General features: G+C 69.0%; 21 protein-coding genes. 14 read left to right on the top strand and 7 right to left on the bottom strand.

From position 1 onward, the window contains the following. Positions 1–56 precede the first annotated feature (56 nt). The gene (locus P3T34_RS37130; protein WP_280670823.1) at positions 57–416 is read left to right on the top strand and encodes a zinc ribbon domain-containing protein YjdM; all 360 of its coding nucleotides are present in this window, start codon (positions 57–59) and stop codon (positions 414–416) included. A gap of 121 nt (positions 417–537) precedes the next feature. On the opposite strand, the gene P3T34_RS37125 is transcribed toward P3T34_RS37130, so the two are convergent. Beyond that, entirely contained in the window at positions 538–693 is a 156-nt protein-coding gene (locus P3T34_RS37125) for a hypothetical protein (RefSeq protein WP_280670821.1), read from the bottom strand. 320 nt (positions 694–1,013) lie between these two features. On the opposite strand from P3T34_RS37125, the gene P3T34_RS37120 reads away from it, so the two are divergent. Next, complete coding sequence (locus P3T34_RS37120) at positions 1,014–1,958, top strand: NADP-dependent oxidoreductase (protein ID WP_280670820.1); 945 nt, start codon at positions 1,014–1,016, stop codon at positions 1,956–1,958. A 51-nt stretch (positions 1,959–2,009) separates the two neighbouring features. Here P3T34_RS37120 and P3T34_RS37115 read toward each other — a convergent pair whose 3' ends face one another. After that, positions 2,010–3,032, bottom strand: coding sequence for an NADP-dependent oxidoreductase (locus P3T34_RS37115; RefSeq protein ID WP_280670818.1), 1,023 nt, complete (start codon positions 3,030–3,032; stop codon positions 2,010–2,012). 166 nt (positions 3,033–3,198) lie between these two features. On the opposite strand from P3T34_RS37115, the gene P3T34_RS37110 reads away from it, so the two are divergent. After that, positions 3,199–3,831: a TetR/AcrR family transcriptional regulator gene (locus P3T34_RS37110; protein WP_280670816.1), complete on the top strand. Its 633-nt coding sequence runs from the start codon at positions 3,199–3,201 to the stop codon at positions 3,829–3,831. A gap of 7 nt (positions 3,832–3,838) precedes the next feature. Here the strand turns inward: P3T34_RS37110 and P3T34_RS37105 are convergent, their stop codons facing one another. After that, entirely contained in the window at positions 3,839–4,411 is a 573-nt protein-coding gene (locus P3T34_RS37105; RefSeq protein ID WP_280670814.1) for a PadR family transcriptional regulator, read from the bottom strand. Between the two features lie 68 nt (positions 4,412–4,479). On the opposite strand from P3T34_RS37105, the gene P3T34_RS37100 reads away from it, so the two are divergent. Then, entirely contained in the window at positions 4,480–4,875 is a 396-nt protein-coding gene (locus tag P3T34_RS37100; protein WP_280670812.1) for a nuclear transport factor 2 family protein, read from the top strand. 29 nt (positions 4,876–4,904) lie between these two features. On the opposite strand, the gene P3T34_RS37095 is transcribed toward P3T34_RS37100, so the two are convergent. Then, a complete protein-coding gene (locus P3T34_RS37095; protein ID WP_280670810.1) occupies positions 4,905–5,399 on the bottom strand; it encodes an anthrone oxygenase family protein in 495 nt (164 codons plus the stop codon). Positions 5,400–5,484: 85 nt separating this feature from the next. Between P3T34_RS37095 and P3T34_RS37090 the strand changes: the two genes are divergently transcribed. The 6 genes from P3T34_RS37090 to P3T34_RS37065 all read left to right on the top strand — a co-directional run bounded on the left by P3T34_RS37090 (position 5,485) and on the right by P3T34_RS37065 (position 11,919). Continuing rightward, a complete protein-coding gene (locus tag P3T34_RS37090; protein WP_280670808.1) occupies positions 5,485–6,207 on the top strand; it encodes a TetR family transcriptional regulator in 723 nt (240 codons plus the stop codon). Continuing rightward, positions 6,204–6,743 (top strand): GNAT family N-acetyltransferase, encoded by a 540-nt coding sequence (locus P3T34_RS37085; protein ID WP_280670807.1) that lies wholly within the window; start codon positions 6,204–6,206, stop codon positions 6,741–6,743. Before P3T34_RS37090 ends, P3T34_RS37085 begins: the two co-directional genes overlap by 4 nt. Positions 6,744–7,573: 830 nt before the next feature. Continuing rightward, the gene (istA, locus tag P3T34_RS37080; protein ID WP_280670805.1) at positions 7,574–9,178 is read left to right on the top strand and encodes an IS21 family transposase; all 1,605 of its coding nucleotides are present in this window, start codon (positions 7,574–7,576) and stop codon (positions 9,176–9,178) included. Positions 9,179–9,329: 151 nt separating this feature from the next. Further along, positions 9,330–9,896, top strand: a complete 567-nt coding sequence (locus tag P3T34_RS37075; protein WP_280670803.1) for a polysaccharide deacetylase family protein — start codon at positions 9,330–9,332, stop codon at positions 9,894–9,896. A 44-nt stretch (positions 9,897–9,940) separates the two neighbouring features. Then, positions 9,941–11,068: a glycosyltransferase gene (locus P3T34_RS37070; protein WP_280670801.1), complete on the top strand. Its 1,128-nt coding sequence runs from the start codon at positions 9,941–9,943 to the stop codon at positions 11,066–11,068. 506 nt (positions 11,069–11,574) lie between these two features. After that, positions 11,575–11,919, top strand: coding sequence for a VOC family protein (locus tag P3T34_RS37065; RefSeq protein ID WP_280670799.1), 345 nt, complete (start codon positions 11,575–11,577; stop codon positions 11,917–11,919). Positions 11,920–12,024: 105 nt separating this feature from the next. On the opposite strand, the gene P3T34_RS37060 is transcribed toward P3T34_RS37065, so the two are convergent. Then, positions 12,025–12,735, bottom strand: a complete 711-nt coding sequence (locus P3T34_RS37060) for a TetR/AcrR family transcriptional regulator (protein WP_280670797.1) — start codon at positions 12,733–12,735, stop codon at positions 12,025–12,027. A gap of 127 nt (positions 12,736–12,862) precedes the next feature. On the opposite strand from P3T34_RS37060, the gene P3T34_RS37055 reads away from it, so the two are divergent. Next, complete coding sequence (locus P3T34_RS37055; protein WP_280670795.1) at positions 12,863–14,083, top strand: saccharopine dehydrogenase C-terminal domain-containing protein; 1,221 nt, start codon at positions 12,863–12,865, stop codon at positions 14,081–14,083. On the opposite strand, the gene P3T34_RS37050 is transcribed toward P3T34_RS37055, so the two are convergent. Next, positions 14,084–14,713: an alpha-ketoglutarate-dependent dioxygenase AlkB gene (locus P3T34_RS37050; protein WP_280670794.1), complete on the bottom strand. Its 630-nt coding sequence runs from the start codon at positions 14,711–14,713 to the stop codon at positions 14,084–14,086. 138 nt (positions 14,714–14,851) lie between these two features. Between P3T34_RS37050 and P3T34_RS37045 the strand changes: the two genes are divergently transcribed. Both P3T34_RS37045 and P3T34_RS37040 read left to right on the top strand, forming a co-directional pair. Next, positions 14,852–15,382 carry a hypothetical protein gene (locus P3T34_RS37045; RefSeq protein WP_280670792.1) on the top strand — a complete coding sequence of 177 codons (531 nt, stop codon included), beginning with the start codon at positions 14,852–14,854 and terminating at the stop codon, positions 15,380–15,382. A 169-nt stretch (positions 15,383–15,551) separates the two neighbouring features. Further along, positions 15,552–15,947, top strand: coding sequence for a ribonuclease (locus tag P3T34_RS37040; protein WP_280670790.1), 396 nt, complete (start codon positions 15,552–15,554; stop codon positions 15,945–15,947). A 74-nt stretch (positions 15,948–16,021) separates the two neighbouring features. On the opposite strand, the gene P3T34_RS37035 is transcribed toward P3T34_RS37040, so the two are convergent. Then, entirely contained in the window at positions 16,022–16,201 is a 180-nt protein-coding gene (locus P3T34_RS37035) for a hypothetical protein (RefSeq protein ID WP_280670788.1), read from the bottom strand. Between the two features lie 184 nt (positions 16,202–16,385). Between P3T34_RS37035 and P3T34_RS37030 the strand changes: the two genes are divergently transcribed. Continuing rightward, positions 16,386–16,856 (top strand): NUDIX domain-containing protein, encoded by a 471-nt coding sequence (locus tag P3T34_RS37030; protein WP_280670786.1) that lies wholly within the window; start codon positions 16,386–16,388, stop codon positions 16,854–16,856. Positions 16,857–17,070: the final 214 nt, after the last annotated feature.

The raw sequence follows: 17,070 nt of genomic DNA, 5'->3' as shown, positions 1-17,070 counted from the left end.
CGGAGGAGGCCCCCCACCTGGTGTGACGCGGGATTGGCGGCGGATAGGCTGGCCGGATGAGCGAGAACCTGCCCCCGTGCCCGAAGTGCTCCAGCGAGTACACCTACGAGCTGGACGCGCTGATGGTCTGCCCGGAGTGCGGCAACGAGTGGACTCCCGCCGAGGCCGCCGTGGACGACCCGAGCCCCTCCGCAGAGCGGGTGGTCAAGGACTCCGTCGGCAATGCGCTGAGCGACGGCGACACCGTCACTGTCGTCAAGGCCCTCAAGGTCAAGGGCAGCCCCTCCGGGATCAAGGCAGGCACCAAGGTCCGCAACATCCGCCTGGTCGACGGAGTCGACGGCCACGACATCGACTGCAGGATCGACGGCTTCGGCCCCATGCAGCTCAAGTCGAGCGTGGTCAAGAAGGCCTGACCCAGCTCACCCCGACGCCACCCACCCGCGGTCGCCCGGCGACCGCGGGTGGGTGGCGCCATAACGGAGGCCGTCGAGGAGCACCCGGACCACGCCCGCTGCCCGTTCCGGCCGCAGGTCGTCAGCAGCAGGGGCCGCCGGACGCGGCCCTCTGGGGCGTCGCATGCTGAGTGGCGGGCTGGGCGGCCGACGTACCCGCCGTCAGGACGACTCCGCCGACCAGCAGCGACACGCCGCAGGCCACGCCGACCACCAGGGCGACAATCTGCTTCTTCATCGTTTCCTCCGTGGATTTCCCAGTCGAACCAAATGATGTTCAGCAAAGCATCATTACCGTCGGCCGTAAGCCGGAAAACAAAAATAAAAGAATTGCCCCGTTTTGTACTTTTAGGGCGACTTGGCGATCCTTTTCCCGATTGCATGCGATGGTGCCAGCCCTATCGACCAGGACTCCGACCGAGCGGGACGCGGCAGAAGTCAGCCGATGCGGCCAATCGGGGGAATCCTCCCGCTCCGGCGGCATAGCCAGGGCTCGTCCTCTGTTGCAGCTGGAGATCGGTGACACAGCGGAGAGGCAACACAGCGGAGGAGCGGACCATGCCCAAGGCAGTGCGGTTCAACGAGTACGGCGGGATCGACGTCCTGCGGGTGGCGGAGGTGCCGCTGCCCGAGCCGGGTGCGGGTGAGGTCCGGGTCAGGGTCAAGGCCGCGTCGATCAATCCCGGCGAGGCGAAGATCCGTTCGGGGGCGCTGCACGCGGTCTGGCCGGCCACCTTCCCGTCCGGCGAGGGCAGTGACCTGGCGGGGGTCGTCGAGCAGGTGGGCAGCGGGGTGACGAGCGTCGCCGTCGGTGACGAGGTCATCGGGTTCACCCATGGGCGGGGCAGCCACGCCGAGTTCGTGGCCGTCGAGGCCGGCAACCTGACGCCCAAACCGGCGGGCGTCCCCTGGCAGGTCGCCGGCTCGCTGTTCGTCGCCGGGACGACGGCCTACGCCGCCGTGCGCTCGGTGTCGCTGCGGCCGGGCGACACCGTCGTGGTGTCCGGGGCTGCGGGCGGCGTGGGCTCCCTGGTGGTCCAACTGGCCAAGCACGCCGGGGCCGAGGTGCTCGGGATCGCCAGTGCGGCGAACCACGACTGGCTGATCGCGCACGGGGTCACACCGATCGCCTACGGCGACGGTCTGGCGGACCGGTTGCGCGCGGCGGCCAAGCCGGTCGGAGCGACGGACTCGGGGCAGATCGACGCGTTCATCGACACCCACGGCGCGGGCTATGTGAAGCTCGCGATCGACGAGTTGGGCGTGGACCCGTCCCGGATCGACACGATCATCGACTTCGCCGCCGCCGAGGAGTACGGGGTGAAGGTCGAGGGCAGTGCGGCGGCTGCCAGCACCGCCGTCCTGGCGGAGCTGGCAGCGCTGGTCGCGGCCGGGGTGCTGGAGGTTCCGATCGCTGCGGAGTTCCCCTTGGCCGAGGTGCGCGCCGCGTTCGAGCAGCTGGAACAGGGGCACACCCGCGGCAAGATCGTGCTGATCCCCTGACCAGCGACCAGCCGCCGACACCAGCCGCCATGCCTGGTCCAGCTGCCGTGGCTAGTCGGCCAGGCGGACGAGCATCTTGCCGGTGTTCGCCCCACGCATCATGCCAAGGAAGGCCTCGGGGGCGCGGTCGATGCCGTCCAGCACGGTCTCCTCGGTGCGCAGCGCGCCGTCGGCGAGCCAGCCGGCCGCCAACTGTGCGTACTGCGGGGCGAGGTGGTAGTAGCTGCCGACCAGCAGGCCGCGCAGGGTGAGCTGCTTGCCGATCACGGCGACCAGGTTGCGCGGGCCCGGGACCGGCTCGGTGGCGTTGTACTGGCTGATGGCCCCGCACAGGGCGATCCGCCCGCCCGGGCGCATCGCGCCGATGGCGGCCTCCAGGTGGTCGCCGCCGACGTTGTCGAAGTAGACGTCGATGCCGTCGGGGGCGGCCTCGGCGAGCTGCTCGGCCAGCGAGCCGGCCCGGTAGTCGATGGCGGCGTCGAAGCCGAAGTCCTCGACGAGCTTCTTCGCCTTCTCCGGCCCGCCGGCCGAGCCGATGACCCGCGAGGCGCCGAGCAGGCGGGCGATCTGCCCGGCGACCGAGCCGACCGCTCCGGCGGCGCCGGAGACGAAGACGACGTCGCCCTTGGCCACCGGTGCCACCTCGGTCAGGCCGGCGTAGGCCGTCAGACCGGGCATGCCCAACACGCCGAGGTACGCGGAGGCCGGGGCGAGCGAGACGTCGATCGGCATGACCGCCGCGGCGTCGACCACGGCGTACTCGCGCCAACCCAGCTGGTGCAGCACGGCAGTGCCGACCGGGACGGCGGCGGCCCGCGAGGCCACCACGGTGCCGGTCGCGCCGCCGCTCAGCGGCGCCCCGAGGTCGAAGGGGGCGATGTAGGAACCGGTGCCCGCGTTCATCCGCCCGCGCATGTAGGGGTCGACGGACATCCAGGTGTTGCGCACCAGCAGCTGACCTTCGCCGAGCTGCGGGATCGCGCTCTCGACGAGGGCGAAGTTCTCGGCGGTGGGCTCACCGACAGGACGGGATGCCAGCTGGATCTCGCGCTGGACGGTCGGGGCGTTGGTCATGGCTGTTCTCCTGGGATCGGGGCGGGGGGCGTCAAGCACCGGTCGGCACTGTTGGCACTGTTGGCACTCCGCAGTACTTGACCTCTCGTTCCAGAACGTACAGATTCTGGAACGAGAGGTCAAATATGTGCACCGACCACCCCGCGGCTTGGGTACGGTAGGGGCCATGGGAAGACCGCGGACGTTCGACGAAGAGGCGATCCTGGACCGGGCGATGCTCCTGTTCTGGCGCAAGGGCTACGAGGCCACGAGCATGAACGACCTGGTGGAGGAGCTGGAGCTGGGTCGGGGCTCGATCTACGCGGCGTTCGGCGACAAGCACCGCCTGTTCATCCAGGCACTCGGCCGCTACCTCGGCCGCCAGGCCGATCTGCTCGCCTCCGCGCTCGACGACCAGCAGCCCGCACTGCCGCAACTGCGACGCCTCTTCGAGACGCTGCTGCACTCGGAGTCGGCCTGCAGCGGTGCGGGCTGCTTCAGCGTCAACAGCATCGCCGAGCTCCTCCCGGGCAACCTCGGCGTCGCGGAACTCGCCCGCGCCAGCCTGCGCAGCGCCGAGGACGCGTTCACCGCGCAGCTCGAACGGGCGCGAGCAGCCGGTGAACTCACCGCCGCCGTGAGCCCGCGCGAGGCCGCGCGCCTGCTGGTCGCGCTCATCCAGGGCCTGCAGATCCTGCGCAAGGCCGATCCGGACCCGGCCCGCCTCGCCGCCTCGCTGGATGCGGCCTTCGCGCTCATCACGAGCCCGCAGCCGGCCGCCGCCCCCGCATCCGTTCCCGCAGCCGTTCCCACAGCCTGACGCTCAGTCAGCCCTGGTCGGCCGCCGACGCCGCTCGCCGGGCCAGCACCGTGAGGGCCGTCTCCCCCCAGCGCAGTGTCTCCTGCTCGAAGGAGACGCCACGTAGCAAGGTGAGGTAGGGACCGATGTGTTCGGCCTCGGCAAGGTAGGCGTCCTCGCGGCGACCGTCCAGCAGCCGCTCGCGCAGGCGCTCGTAGCGGGCGAGCTTGGCCCGCGACCACTCCATCCGCTCCGCGACGGCCACCCGTACGGCGTCGAGATCGCCCCGGTCGGCGGCCTGCACCTTGACCAGCAGCTCGTCCCGGATCGCGGTGGGCCGCGCCGGCTCCGCGGTGAACGCGTGCAGCGCGCGACGCCCGGCCTCGGTCAGCGAGCACAGCCGCTTGTTGGGTCGGCGCTCCTGCTCCACCACCCGCGTCCGGATCAGGCCGTCGCCCTCCATCCGCTCCAGCTCCCGGTAAAGCTGCTGCGGCGTCGCCGACCAGAAGTTCGCCACTGACGCGTCGAAGCGCTTGGCCAGGTCGTAGCCGGAGGCCTCGCCCTCCAGGAGCGCCGCCAGGACCGCGTTTCGCAGAGACATGTAGACAACGTATCAGGGCGCGATTATTCTCCGATGCACCTAATCAACAAGTTGAATAGAGGCGCCGGATGCACCCCTTCCGCAAGGCCGTCGAGGCCCACGACCACCAGGCAATCCCGGCCCTGCTGGCCGAGGACGCCGCCTTCCTCAGCCCGGTCGCCTTCGCTCCCTACCAGGGCCGAGCCATGGTGGCGGCGATCCTGCGCGGGGCCGACCGGGCGTTCGAGGACTTCCGGTACGTCCGGGAGATCGCCGACGGCAACAGCCTGGCGCTGATGTTCAAGGCTCGCATCGGCGAGCGGGAGGTGCACGGCTGCGACTTCCTGGAGCTCGACGAGGAGGGGCTGATCAAGGAGTTCTGTGTGATGGTCCGACCGCTGTCGGCCGCGAACGCGCTCGGCGAGGCGATGCGGGTGCAGTTCGAGATCATCCGGCGCGAACTCCTGGAGGACGGACCCGCCTGACGCCGGCGGTCCCCCACCCCCACCGCTCCCTACCTCTGCGACGCCGCCACCAGGAAACAGGCGAACGCCGCCACCGCCGCCCAGGTGCGCACCGTGTCCAGCCGCTCCCAGCGGCGGATCAGCTCCCGCCAGTTCTGCGGCAGCGCACCGGGCTGCCAGTCGAGCACCGCCGCGTTGATCGGCACGGTGCCACCGAAGGTGGCCAGCGTCCAGACGACCATCGCCAGCACCGCCGCACAGCGGAAGCCGAGCGCGATCCCGGAGTTGGCGCCCGCGCCGGCGCCGGCGCCTGTGCCGTAGAGGGCCGTGACGACCACCCCGGACACGATCGTCGGCAGGTAGGCGGCCGGCACCACGACACGCAGGGTCCGGATCAGCGCCTGGCGCAGTTGCAGCTGCGCACGCTCCTCCAGGGCTGCGAGCGGTCCGCGCACGCCGAAGCGGACCACGAACTCCATGCCTGCCAGCAGGCCGGCGAAGAACAGGTTGACGAACTCGACGAACTCAACGATGCGCGCAGCCATGCATCATGCCTTTCCAGCTCAATCTTACCGTCACTGAACCTTTACTGTAGCAGTAAGCATTCAGGCGCTGGACTATCCTGTCGCCATGAGCGCACGAACAGTGGACTGGGCAGCACTGCGCGGCCCCAGGATCGGGGCACCAGAGGCCGAGGGACTGCGCGAGCGCAAAAAGCGGCTGCTGCGCCAGGAGTTGTCCGACACCGCGACAGAACTCTTCGTGGAGCGGGGATTCGAGGCCGTCCGCGTCTCGGAGATCGCCGAGGCGTGCGGGGTGTCGGAGAAGACGGTGTTCAACTACTTCCCCACCAAGGAATCCCTCGTCCTGGACCTTCCGGACGCCACCATGGCCGCCCTGCGCATCGACCTGGCCAACCGGGACCTCCCCCCGGTCGAAGCCGCACGCCAGATCCTGGCCGACGAGTTGGGCGCCCTGACGTCCTGGCTCGGCACACAGGCCGACCCGGTCCAGGCCGTCGCCAGGTTCCAGCGCTTCGGCGCCCTGATCCACAGCACGCCGTCCCTGCGCGCCCACCAACGCGACATGACGGACCGCCTCATCGCGGTAGCCGCCGAGACCCTGGCCGAACGGATCGGCACCAGTCCCGACGCCCCCGAACCCCAATTGGCCGCCACCGCCCTGCTCGGACTCTGGCAGATCCAGTTCCGGGCCCTGCGCAAGTACCTGGACGACACTCGCACCCCCGCCCAGGTCCGCGAGGCGGTCACCGCCGACGTCCACCGCGCCGCGCACCTGCTCGACGACGGACTCGCCACCTTCGCCGTCATCCCGCTTCGGCCGCCTCGATGACGACCGGGCGCACCGAGCGCACCGGACACCACCGTGTACCCGCTCGCACCGAACGGCTCGCGTTCCGCCGGATGTCCGCAGCCGACCTCGACGACATGGCCGCACTCCTCGGCGACCCGGAGGTGATGCGGTACTACGCCCGCGCCAAGGACCGCACCGAGGCGATGGCCTGGATCGACTGGAACCAGCGCCTCTATCAGCAGGAGGGCTTCGGCCTCTGGCTGATCACCCTTCAGGCCACCGGCGAGTTCGTGGGCGACTGCGGCCTGACCCCCCAGGAAGTCGAAGGCACCCTCGACATCGAGCTCGGCTACCACATCCGCACCGCCCTCCAGGGACGCGGCTACGCCACCGAAGCAGCCGCAGCCTGCCGCGACCACGCCCGCGAAGTCCTCGGCACCAAGCGCCTCATCGCCATGATCCACCCGGACAACACACCGTCCCAGCGGGTGGCCCAGAAGGTCGGCCTCTCCTACGAACGCGACGCCGTATCCCGAGCAGGCCTACCGATCCAGATCTACGCAGCGCAGCTCTGACCCCCGCGCGGCCCCTGCCCCTCCCCCGCAACCGGTGCACCGAACACCCGAGCCACCCAACCGTCCAGTCGGTTGCCGAACGCCCCGGCGGAATCCACTCCGCTGCTGGAAGAGTCCCGAAGTCATCGCCGTCGACCACATAGTCCACATCGGCCCAGCCCCCTCGGAACAGCACCACCGACAACTCGGCCTCCCCTGAGCGTGAGAGGACGACTCCGACCGAGTCAGGCGCACTGACCCGCGACCTGTCGTCTGGCTGTCTCCGGGGCGCCGGAACAGGATCAGGAAGTCGATCCGGCCGACTTTGAGATCCCCGGGGGATCCGCGGGTGACGTCGGGTGATCAGTGGCGGGCCGAGGCGAGGAGGCGGCGTAGTGCGGCGTGGGCCGGTGGGCCCCAGGTGTGATTTTGTCGGGTTGTATGGGTTCAGGCACAGATCCCGTGAAGTGAATCAGGTCCCGGTCATCCGGCCAGACGGCGCCTGGCAGCCCGGGCAGAGCACGGGGACGTCCCGCACCTCCATGTACTCGACCTGTATTCCGGCGAGATGCGGAAGCAGAAGGACCAGTTCTTCACACGCAGCCGGCATCCACCCGTAGATGACGAAGCGTCACCGGCGCACAGAAGCACGATCGGCTGCACGGAATCCGTGCCTGAACTGTTGTACGAGAGCCACGTTTTCGTTGGATCGGGGCCGGTGGATCTTCGGTGAGATTGGGAGCCATCCGGTGTGATGATGTGCGACATGCCGCTTTTGGAGTAATCGGAAGCGGTAGGCCGTTTGGCCGTCACGCTGTGCTTGTTGATCACGGTCCAGGTCAGGGAGACCGATGGTGCACAGGTCGCGTGAAGTGCTGTTCGAGAGGATCCGCCAGGCCCACCGGGAAGGCTTGTCAGGGCGGGAACTGGCGGCGCGGTTCAAGGTCTCGCGGAACACGGTGAAGCAGGCGATCGAGTCGCCGTTGCCGCCGAAGCGGAAGTCGCCTCCCCCGCGGGCGAGCGTGCTGGAGCCGGTGAAGGCGCTCATCGACGCGATGCTGCGCGAGGACGTGGACGCACCGCGGAAGCAGAAGCAGAAGCACACGATCGTGCGGATCATGGAGCGTCTGGCAGCGGAGCACGACTTCGAGCTGGCCCGGCAGACCACGGTGTGGGAGTACGTCAGCAAGCGGCGGCCTGAGATCAAGTCGGAGGCGCTGGAGGGGCGGCGGCATCTGGAGGGTGTGGTCCCGCAGGCGAAGCGTCCGGGTGAGGAGGCGGAGGTCGACTTCGCGGACTTCTGGCTGGATCTTTCCGGGCAGCGCCGCAAGTGCGTGCTGTTCACCCTGCGCCTGTCCTACTCCGGCACGGCTATCCACCGCGTCTACGCGACCGCCTCGCAGGAGGCGGCCCTGGAAGGCCACGCGGAGGCGTTCGCAGTGCTGGGTTGGGTGCCGTCGGTCCACATTCGGTACGACAACCTCAGACCGGCGCTCAAACAGGTCTTGTTCGGGCGCTCGAGGCTGGAGTCGTCCCGGTGGGCTTCGTTCAAGTCGTGTTACCAGTTCTCGGCGTTCTACTGCGCGCCGGGTGAGGCCGGGGCACATGAGAAAGGCGGCGTCGAACACGAGGGAGGCCGGTTCCGCCGCAAACACATGGTCCCGCCGCCCCGGGTCGACGCGCTGGCGGTACTGAACGAGCGCCTGGCCGCGATCGACGTCGCGGAGGACGCCCGGCACATTCACGGCCGGCCGACCTCGATCGGGTTCGATTTCGAGCAGGAACGCGACCTGCTCCGCCCGCTCCCTGCGGACGACTTCGACTGCGGGATCGGCCTGACGCCCGTGGTTGCGCGCAACAGCCGGGTCACGGTCCGTCAGGGCTACTACTCCGTCCCGGCGAAGTTCATCGGGAGCAAGGTGCGCATCAAGCTGCGGGCCAACGAGCTGTGGGTGTTCGACGGCCGCCAGGTCGTCGCCCGCCACCCGCGTCTGACCCGCCGTTACACCTACCACGACTTCCTGGACCACTACCTGGAGATCCTGCTGGTCAAGCCTGGCGCGTTCGCCGGCGCGTCCGCGCTCGCCCAGGCCCGCGCCGAGGTCTCCTTCACGAAGGGCCACGAGGCGTTCTGGGCAGCGGCCAAGCAGAAGGTCGGGGACCGCGAGGGCACGAGGATGCTGATCGAGGTGCTGCTGCTGCACCGCCAGCTTCCCGCCGCCGCCCTGGTCCAGGGGGTGGCGACCTGCCTGCGGATCGGATCGGTGAGCACGGACCTGGTCGCGATCGAGGCCCGGCCACCCAGGAAACCCTCTCCACGGCCGCCTCTAAATGATCAGCGAAGACCCGGCGATCCCACGTCCTGGTTCAGGCCGCACCAGACATCCCGGATACGCGCTGAAAACTCCGATCGGCCCCTTCTACGGGTCCGGCCTACCCGACCATTCCCTGCGTGAAGAGACGAGCAACATGCAAAAGCCGCCCTGGATCCTCATGTACCACTCCATCGATACAGCCGAATTCGATCCTCATATGATCTGCGTCTCCCCGAGGCAGTTTTCAGCGCAGATGGAGTGGCTCTCCCGCCGTGGCTTCAGGGGGGTCAGCATGGCCGAGTTGCTGCAGTCCCGGGATCCTGCCGCCAATAAACTGGTCGGACTGACCTTTGACGATGGCTACGAGGATTTCCTGGGCAACGCACTGCCCGTGCTCGAAAAGCATCGCTTCACGGCCACAGCCTTTGTTATTGTCGAGCGGCTTGGCGGCTATAATGACTGGGACTTCTCCAGTGGCGCCGACAAACGCAAGATCATGTCTGTCGAGCAAGTGAGGGAACTGGCTTCAACCGACATTGAAGTGGGCTCGCACAGCCTCACGCACCGGCACTTGCCCGAGATCTCCGACAGCGAGGCTGAAGCTGAGATCACCGGGAGTCGAATGGCTCTTGAGCGGATCACTGGCAAGCCGGTCCTTGGCTTCTGCTATCCGTACGGCTCGGTCGACGCCAGGATCTCCGCAATGACCCAGCAAGCAGGGTACCGATACGCCTGCGCCACTAAAGCAACAATCCAGCCTTCGGGTCATACGATTCCACGCTGCTTTGTCGGGGAGCGCGACACGCCGTTGCGGCTCACACTCAAACGTATCCGCCACCTCGCCGTCACCCGCCAATAGCGCCAGATGAACAGAACGCGCAGTCGCACCCCTGGAGTAAGATAATGAGGATCCTCCATATCATCACCGGTCTGGCCGCAGGCGGAGCGGAACAGCAACTGCGGCTTCTGCTGCGAAACATGCCGGACGATCATCACTGCGAGGTCGTCACATTGGAAAACCCGGGGACGGTAGCAGAAGGAATTCGACAGGACGGCACTCCGGTCACACATCTGGCGATGCGGGGGAATCGGGACATCGCCGCACTCTTCAAACTGGCCGGCTTCATCCGTCGAGGGCGCTTCGACATCGTCCACACTCACCTGTACCGCTCCTGTGTCTACGGCCGCCTGGCAGCCCGGCTCGCGGGGGTCTCAACGATTGTGGCAACTGAGCACTCACTGCTGAAGAACTCAATTGAGGGACGCAGTACAACCGTGGGAGTCAGACTTCTATACACCGCGACAGAACGGCTTGGAAGCTGCACCGTAGCCGTTTCCAGTGAAGTCTCGGAGTGCCTGAGCAGCTGGGGAATCCCGGCTCAGCGGATCCGGAAAATCGCGAACGGAATCGATGCTTCCGCCTACACGTCTACATCGGTCGAGCACGCAAAATCGCGGAGAGAGGTGCGCACGCAACTGGGAATCCCACTCGATTCCTACGTGATCGGCGGGGTAGGTCGACTGGTTCCGGGCAAACAGTTCGATGTGCTCATCGACGCCCTGGCCTCCATGCCAGCCGCTCTGTCGGACGGCCGTGTGCCATGGCTGGTTCTGGTGGGCGCGGGGCAGCAGCTTGACGCACTGACCCGCCAGGCCCGCGAAGCACAGCTGGCCGACCGGACCGTATTCCTTGGTGAGCGTGACGACGTATCACGCCTCCTGACTGCCCTGGATGTCCTCGCGGCCCCGTCCATTGTCGAAACCTTCGGACTATCTCTCCTGGAGGCCCTGGCGGCCGGCCTCCCGGTCGTCTACACGAGCGGACCATCACTGGCTGAACTCCCACGGCATTACGCAGGACACGCCTACTATTCGCCTTCGGACGGCCGTAGCTACGCTTCTCGCCTGTCCACGGTAGCTGCGGAATGCGTGCCTCCCCTGACGCCACCACCGGTCGTGGGCATGTACGACATCTCCCAAGTCGCCGACGAACTCACATGCCTCTACGCCGAACTCGTCGCGCGTCGCTAATCCCGCAGTTGGCCGCCCAGGCAACAAGGACCAGCCAACGAAGAGTAACCCTGGGGGCGGGCCCGTCCTGGCCGTGACTTGTCAGGGAGACGGCCAACGGGCCCGCAGTCACAAGCTACCGAAACTCAAAACTCCGACAGTCTCAGGGACACGCCCCGATCCGGAAGATCACCCGATCAGAGGCCCCCAGAGCCACCGGAAAATACGAACCACGGTCGAGTACATCGACGTCACGAACGGCCCTATCCTGGCACCGGCTTCCACCGAAGGCGTGGTACCCATACGAGTCGGTGAAATCACCAGGTGGGCTTCCGGGGTCGCGGGAACCGTTCTCGGTGTGGGTCATGCGGAGCAACGGTAGTCGGGCGGTGGCGCGGGTCGCGCGCACCGGCTGATCGGTCAGTTTCGGAGAAGCGGCCGCCCGCACCCCGCGCCTACCGTGGGATCACCGGCGCAACCCGCAGGGCCGCCGCAGGACCATCCCGAGACACAGGAGTACCCACGTCATGAGCACTGGCATCAGCGTCATCCTTTACCACGTCAAGGACCTGGACCGGGCCAAGGCGCTCTTCGGTACGTTCCTCGGCGTCGAGCCGTCGACGGACTCGCCGTACTACGTCGGCTTCGAGCTCGACGGGCAGCAGATCGGCCTCGTGCCCGACGCCCACGAGAGCGGCCTCTCCGGCCCGGTCTGCTTCCGCGACGTGCCCGACATCGCCGCCGCCCGCCAGGCCCTCCTCGCCGCCGGCGCCGAGTCCCACGAAGAGCCGCACGATGTCGGCGGCGGCATGCTGGTCGCCTCCGTCAAGGACGCGGACGGCAACGTCATCGGGCTCCGCCAGCTGCCGTGACCCCCTGACGCGGGCCAGGCGGGAACGAGAGCGAGATGCCACACCCGAACAGACAGGCGGGTGTGGCATCGCGCTGTCCTTGCCGGGCCGGCCGGGGCGGGGTGATCAACTCCGCGGGATCGCGGACAGCTCGGCCGCCGCGGCGGCCAACAGCAGGTCCAGGGCGGCCGGGTAGGCGCTGATGTTCATCCGGGCGACCAGCAGGTCGGCGGTGGCGGCGATGTGCGGGTGCGTCTCCTGCGGCAGACCGGCGTAGGTCGCCTGCCACATCTCCTCGTCCGACCGGCGCGCCGTCTCCGGGAGCGCCAGCGACGCGGCGTCCAGCGTGGCGAAGGCCAGGCTCTGGTCGATGAAGACGTGGAAGATCCGCACTGCCGCGCGGTCCGGGAAGCCCGCTCCGCGCAGCAGGCCGAGGATCGCCTCGTCGGCGGCGACCTCCTCGGGACGGCCGCTGACGCGGCTGGCGGTCAGCACGGCCGCGTGCGGGTGGGCGAGGTAGGCGGCGTGGACGCGCAGGCCCAGCGCCCGCAGGTCCGCGCGCCAGTCGCCGACCGGTTGCCAGTGCTCCATGGCCCGGCGCATCAGTTCGTCCGCGATGGCGAGCGTGAGGTCGTCCATGCCGGCGAAGTAGCGGTAGACCGCACTGGCGTCGGCGCCCAGTGCCAGCCCGAGACGGCGCGCGGTGAAGCCCTGGGCGCCGTGCTCGCGCAGCATCCGCAGGGCGGTTTCGACGATCTCGGCGTGCGTCAGCACCGTGCCCTGCTTGGTCCGCCTGCGGCGCTGCCGCGCCTGTTCCCGCACCACGGTCTTGGCCATACGGGCAAGCTTACGCCAACGCGGTTGACCTTAATCGGACGGCAGGCGTTCGATGGGGGCATCTCCCGGCCAGGCATCCCTCAGCGGCCAGGCATCCCCCGAGCATCCCCACCGGACGGAGCCCCCCATGCGCATCCTTCTCGTCGGCGCCGGAGGCGTCGGCACCGCGATCACCCGGATCGCGGCCCGGCGCGACTTCTTCGAGCACGTCGTCGTCGCCGACTACGACCAGGCCCGTGCCGAGGCGGCGGTCGCCGCGCTCGGCGAGGCGCGGACCCGGTTCAGCGCGGCGCGGATCGACGCCGCCGACCAGGACGCCGTCACCGCGCTGCTCACCGAGCAGCGCTGCGACGTGCTGCTCAACGCCACCGACCCGCGCTTCGTACTGCCGCTGTTCGAGGCTGCGTTGGCGGCCAGCGCGCGCTACCTGGACATGGCGATGTCGCTCTCCAAGCCGCACCCCGAGCGTCCGCACGAGCTGTGCGGGGTCAAGCTCGGGGACGACCAGTTCGCCCGCGCCGAGCAGTGGGAGCAGGCCGGCCTGCTGGCCCTGGTGGGCATGGGCGTGGAGCCCGGCCTGTCGGACGTCTTCGCCCGCTACGCCGCGGACGAACTGTTCGACGAGATCGAGGAGATCGGCATCCGCGACGGCGCCAACCTCACGGTCGAGGGCTACGACTTCGCCCCCTCCTTCAGCATCTGGACCACCATCGAGGAGTGCCTGAACCCGCCGGTGGTCTACCAGGCCGACCGCGGCTGGTACACCACCGCGCCGTTCAGCGAGCCGGAGGTCTTCGAATTTCCCGAAGGCATCGGACCGGTGGAGTGCGTCAACGTCGAACACGAGGAGGTCCTGCTGGTGCCGCGCTGGGTGGACGCCAAGCGGGTCACCTTCAAGTACGGCCTCGGCGACGACTTCATCGCCAAGCTCAAGACGCTGCACGCCCTCGGCCTGGACCGCACCACTCCCCTCACCGTCGCGAGCAACCTGGGACCGGTCCAGGTCTCCCCGCGTGACGTGGTCGCCGCGGCGCTGCCGGACCCGGCCGGCCTCGGCGAGCGGATGCACGGCAAGACCTGCGCCGGCACCTGGGTCAAGGGCGTCAAGGACGGGCGTCCGCGCGAGGTCTACCTCTACCACGTGGTCGACAACCAGTGGTCGATGCAGGAGTACGGCTCCCAGGCGGTGGTCTGGCAGACCGCGATCAACCCGGTGATCGCCCTCGAACTGGTGGCTTCCGGCGTCTGGTCGGGCACCGGCGTGCTGGGCCCCGAGGCGTTCCCGGCCGAGCCCTTCCTCGACCTGCTGGTCGCCTACGACTCCCCGTGGGGCCTGCGCGAGCAGTAGTCAGCGCACCCCGCTCGGGCGGAACTGGATGCTGATGCGCGGGCCCACCGGGCGGGCCGTCTTGGGGACGCAGTGCTCCCAAGTGCGCTGACAGGAACCGCCCATGACGAGCAGGTCGCCGTGGCCGAGCGAGTGCCGCACGGTCAGGCCGTGCCCGTCGCGTGGTCTGAGCAGCAGCTGGCGCGGCTGCCCGACCGAGAGGATCGCGACCATCGTGTCCTCGCGGGAGCCGCGCCCCGTCCGGTCGCCGTGCCAGGCGACGCTGTCCCGCCCGTCGCGGTAGTAGCAGAGCCCGAGCGTGCTGAACGGCTCCCCGAGCTCCGGCCCGTAGTGGGCGCTGAGCGCCGCGCGGGTGGCGGACAGCACCGGATCGGGGAGCGCGTCGTCCTGGGCGTAGAAGGCGAGCAGGCGCGGGACCGCGACCACGCGGTCGTACATGGCGCGCCGCTCGGCCCACCAGGGGACGTCGACGGCCAGCTTTTCGAACAGCGCGTCCCCGCCGGCCAGCCAGCCGGGCAGCACGTCGACCCAGGCGCCGTGCGCAAGCCGCGTGCGCCGCAGCGCCGCCAGGTCGCCGAGGCCGACCTCGTCGGCGCCGTCCAGCAGGGATCCCTGGAGTTGAAAAGCCATACCGCCAGGGTAGCTCCAGATTCGAACGCCTGCTCGATTAAATGGCGGGCCGACCCACTTCGGGATGCCGTCGGCGCCGACGCTGGCTAGCGTCGGGGCTGGCGTCGAAGGGCGTCGCACGGAACCGGGAGGCCCGAGATGAGTGCTGCCACGCCGGCAGAGCAGCAGGACAGCACGACCGAGGTGGCACTCGCCGAGCACTGGCGGCGTGCGGCGGAGCGACATCTGTCCCCCACCAAGCGGTCACTGCTGGTGACCTGGGTCGCGTTCGGCACCACCTTCGGCACCGCCCGGCTGATCACCCACGGCATCAGGGGCGGCTGGCTGCCGTGGGGCAACATCTCCGCGGGCGGTCGCCATCTGCACCACTACAACATCGGTATCGCGGCACTGGTGGGAGTCGGGCTGGTCGCGGTGCGCGGCGATCAGCGGGCGGTCAGGCACCCCGGCGTGGCCGCCGCCTACGGAGCGGGGACGGCGCTGATCGCCGACGAGTTCGCCCTGCTGCTCGACCTGCAGGACGTCTACTGGGCCAAGCAGGGGCGGGTGAGCGTGGACGTCTCGCTCGGCGTGCTCTCGGCCCTGGGCGCCTACCTGACCGCCGCCCCCTTCTGGCACGAGGCGATCCGCGCGACGCACCACCACCTCCGCGGTAGCCACGGCCGCTGACCGACCGGGACGAGCGGGCTGACCAGGCTGACCGGGCCGACCGGGCTGACCGCTGCGCCAAGGTCGTTCAGCGGCCGCCGTCCGTCGCCGGGATGCCCACGAAGTTACGTGGACATGAAGACTTTTCAGGGCCCTGTCGCATGCTCCGACGGACCGTCAGACTGCTGGCATGCAGACGTTTCTACGCGCGTTGAAGTCGCGTTCCGCTTCCGTTCTCACCGTCGGCCTGCTGGCCCTGACCCCACTGACGACGTTCGCCTCCGAGGCCCACGCCGACGTCTCCGGCAGCATCTGCCAGAGCGCACTGCCCAGCCAGGCCGACGACACACTCAACCTGATCGCCCAGGACGGCCCGTTCCCCTACAGCGAGGACGGCGAGGTGTTCCAGAACCGCGAGGGCGTCCTGCCCGACGAGTCGTACGGCTACTACCACGAGTACACCGTGACGACCCCGGGCGCGTCGAACCGCAGCACCCGCCGCATCATCACCGGCGAGGCGGCCCAGGAGGACTACTACACCTCCGACCACTACGAGTCGTTCAGCCTGATCGACTTCACCTGCTGAGCGCGGGCATCGCTCGAACCGCGCCGGGCGCAGTACGCCGCCCGGCGCGGTTCGCGGGTTTCGCGGGTTCGCGGCTACCAGAGATCGCCGCTGGTCAGCACATAGACGAAGGGCACCAGCGGGATCAGCGACAGGATGCCCCACGCCAGTTTGCGACCGCCGCTGACATCGCGCCGCGTGGCCAGGTCGATCCAGACCAGTACGACGGCGATGGGGTGGAGGAAGCAGACCAGCAGTTCCAGAACTTTCTTCATAGCTCTCTGATGCCCGCCCCCGCGCTCCCTACACGACGCTGCTCCTCGCGCGCCCCCGGCCCCTCGACGCCTCGGCCACCGGGCGGGCCCGTCAGGCGAGTTGGGCGAGTTGGGCGAGACAAGCGACTCGGGCAGGCTGAAAACCCCGTGCGAGGCGAGGGCGGCCTGGGTAGCGTCGACGCTCATGAACACCACCGACGGTTTACCCGCACGCCCAGCCGAGCGGGCGCTCACCGCACCCACCGTGTCCTGCGTCTTCGTCTGCCATGACGGCCAGGGCCGGCTCCTGCTGGCCCGGCGCAGCGCGGGCGCGCGGGACGAGCCGGGCGCCTGGGACACCGGCGCCGGCGCGCTGGAGCACGGCGAGTCGTTCGAGTCGGCCGTACAGCGCGAGGTCCGCGAGGAGTACGTCGCCGAGGCCCTGGCGGTGGAGACCCTGGGCGTGCGCAACATCCTGCGCGGGGACCCGGTCTCGCACTGGGTCGCGGTGGTCTTCGCGGTCGAGGTGGATCCGGCCCTGGTCGCCCTCGGCGAGCCGCACAAGTTCGACGCTCTCGGCTGGTTCGCCCCCGACGGCCTGCCCGAGCCGCAGCACTCACAACTCGCGCAGACGCTCGCCCTGTTCCGCGACCGGTGGGGCACAGCGGGGCTATGACCCCCGCCGTGCCCCAGCGGCGTGGCGTCAGGAGCCGGAGACGGCGGCGAAGCGGGCGGCGACGTCGTTCCAGTTGACGACGTCCCAGAGCTTCGCGTACACGGCCCCTTTCGAAGTCGAGATCATCGTGCCGGGATCACACTATTGCGAGTTACTTGCAACTGCACTGATGATGGTTCAGCTCGCACCTCGCGTGTAGCCGCCCCCGGAGGGA

It is taken from the genome of Kitasatospora sp. MAP12-44 (assembly GCF_029892095.1).
GTDB lineage: Bacteria > Actinomycetota > Actinomycetes > Streptomycetales > Streptomycetaceae > Kitasatospora.
Note: the sequence above shows the minus strand (reverse complement) of the source record. Positions and strands in the feature narration are given on the sequence as shown.

Excerpts from the sequence above, each read along its gene's own strand:
- P3T34_RS37095 (WP_280670810.1), bottom strand. The coding sequence starts at position 5,399 with ATGGCTGCGCGCATCGTTGAGTTCGTCGAGTTCGTCAACCTGTTCTTC.
- P3T34_RS37125 (WP_280670821.1), bottom strand. The coding sequence starts at position 693 with ATGAAGAAGCAGATTGTCGCCCTGGTGGTCGGCGTGGCCTGCGGCGTG.
- P3T34_RS37085 (WP_280670807.1), top strand. The coding sequence starts at position 6,204 with ATGACGACCGGGCGCACCGAGCGCACCGGACACCACCGTGTACCCGCT.
- P3T34_RS37115 (WP_280670818.1), bottom strand. The coding sequence starts at position 3,032 with ATGACCAACGCCCCGACCGTCCAGCGCGAGATCCAGCTGGCATCCCGT.
- P3T34_RS37070 (WP_280670801.1), top strand. The coding sequence starts at position 9,941 with ATGAGGATCCTCCATATCATCACCGGTCTGGCCGCAGGCGGAGCGGAA.
- P3T34_RS37110 (WP_280670816.1), top strand. The coding sequence starts at position 3,199 with ATGGGAAGACCGCGGACGTTCGACGAAGAGGCGATCCTGGACCGGGCG.
- P3T34_RS37035 (WP_280670788.1), bottom strand. The coding sequence starts at position 16,201 with ATGAAGAAAGTTCTGGAACTGCTGGTCTGCTTCCTCCACCCCATCGCC.
- P3T34_RS37060 (WP_280670797.1), bottom strand. The coding sequence starts at position 12,735 with ATGGCCAAGACCGTGGTGCGGGAACAGGCGCGGCAGCGCCGCAGGCGG.
- P3T34_RS37075 (WP_280670803.1), top strand. The coding sequence starts at position 9,330 with ATGGCCGAGTTGCTGCAGTCCCGGGATCCTGCCGCCAATAAACTGGTC.
- P3T34_RS37100 (WP_280670812.1), top strand. The coding sequence starts at position 4,480 with ATGCACCCCTTCCGCAAGGCCGTCGAGGCCCACGACCACCAGGCAATC.
- istA (WP_280670805.1), top strand. The coding sequence starts at position 7,574 with ATGGTGCACAGGTCGCGTGAAGTGCTGTTCGAGAGGATCCGCCAGGCC.
- P3T34_RS37105 (WP_280670814.1), bottom strand. The coding sequence starts at position 4,411 with ATGTCTCTGCGAAACGCGGTCCTGGCGGCGCTCCTGGAGGGCGAGGCC.
- P3T34_RS37050 (WP_280670794.1), bottom strand. The coding sequence starts at position 14,713 with ATGGCTTTTCAACTCCAGGGATCCCTGCTGGACGGCGCCGACGAGGTC.
- P3T34_RS37045 (WP_280670792.1), top strand. The coding sequence starts at position 14,852 with ATGAGTGCTGCCACGCCGGCAGAGCAGCAGGACAGCACGACCGAGGTG.
- P3T34_RS37030 (WP_280670786.1), top strand. The coding sequence starts at position 16,386 with ATGAACACCACCGACGGTTTACCCGCACGCCCAGCCGAGCGGGCGCTC.
- P3T34_RS37090 (WP_280670808.1), top strand. The coding sequence starts at position 5,485 with ATGAGCGCACGAACAGTGGACTGGGCAGCACTGCGCGGCCCCAGGATC.
- P3T34_RS37120 (WP_280670820.1), top strand. The coding sequence starts at position 1,014 with ATGCCCAAGGCAGTGCGGTTCAACGAGTACGGCGGGATCGACGTCCTG.
- P3T34_RS37065 (WP_280670799.1), top strand. The coding sequence starts at position 11,575 with ATGAGCACTGGCATCAGCGTCATCCTTTACCACGTCAAGGACCTGGAC.
- P3T34_RS37130 (WP_280670823.1), top strand. The coding sequence starts at position 57 with ATGAGCGAGAACCTGCCCCCGTGCCCGAAGTGCTCCAGCGAGTACACC.
- P3T34_RS37055 (WP_280670795.1), top strand. The coding sequence starts at position 12,863 with ATGCGCATCCTTCTCGTCGGCGCCGGAGGCGTCGGCACCGCGATCACC.
- P3T34_RS37040 (WP_280670790.1), top strand. The coding sequence starts at position 15,552 with ATGCAGACGTTTCTACGCGCGTTGAAGTCGCGTTCCGCTTCCGTTCTC.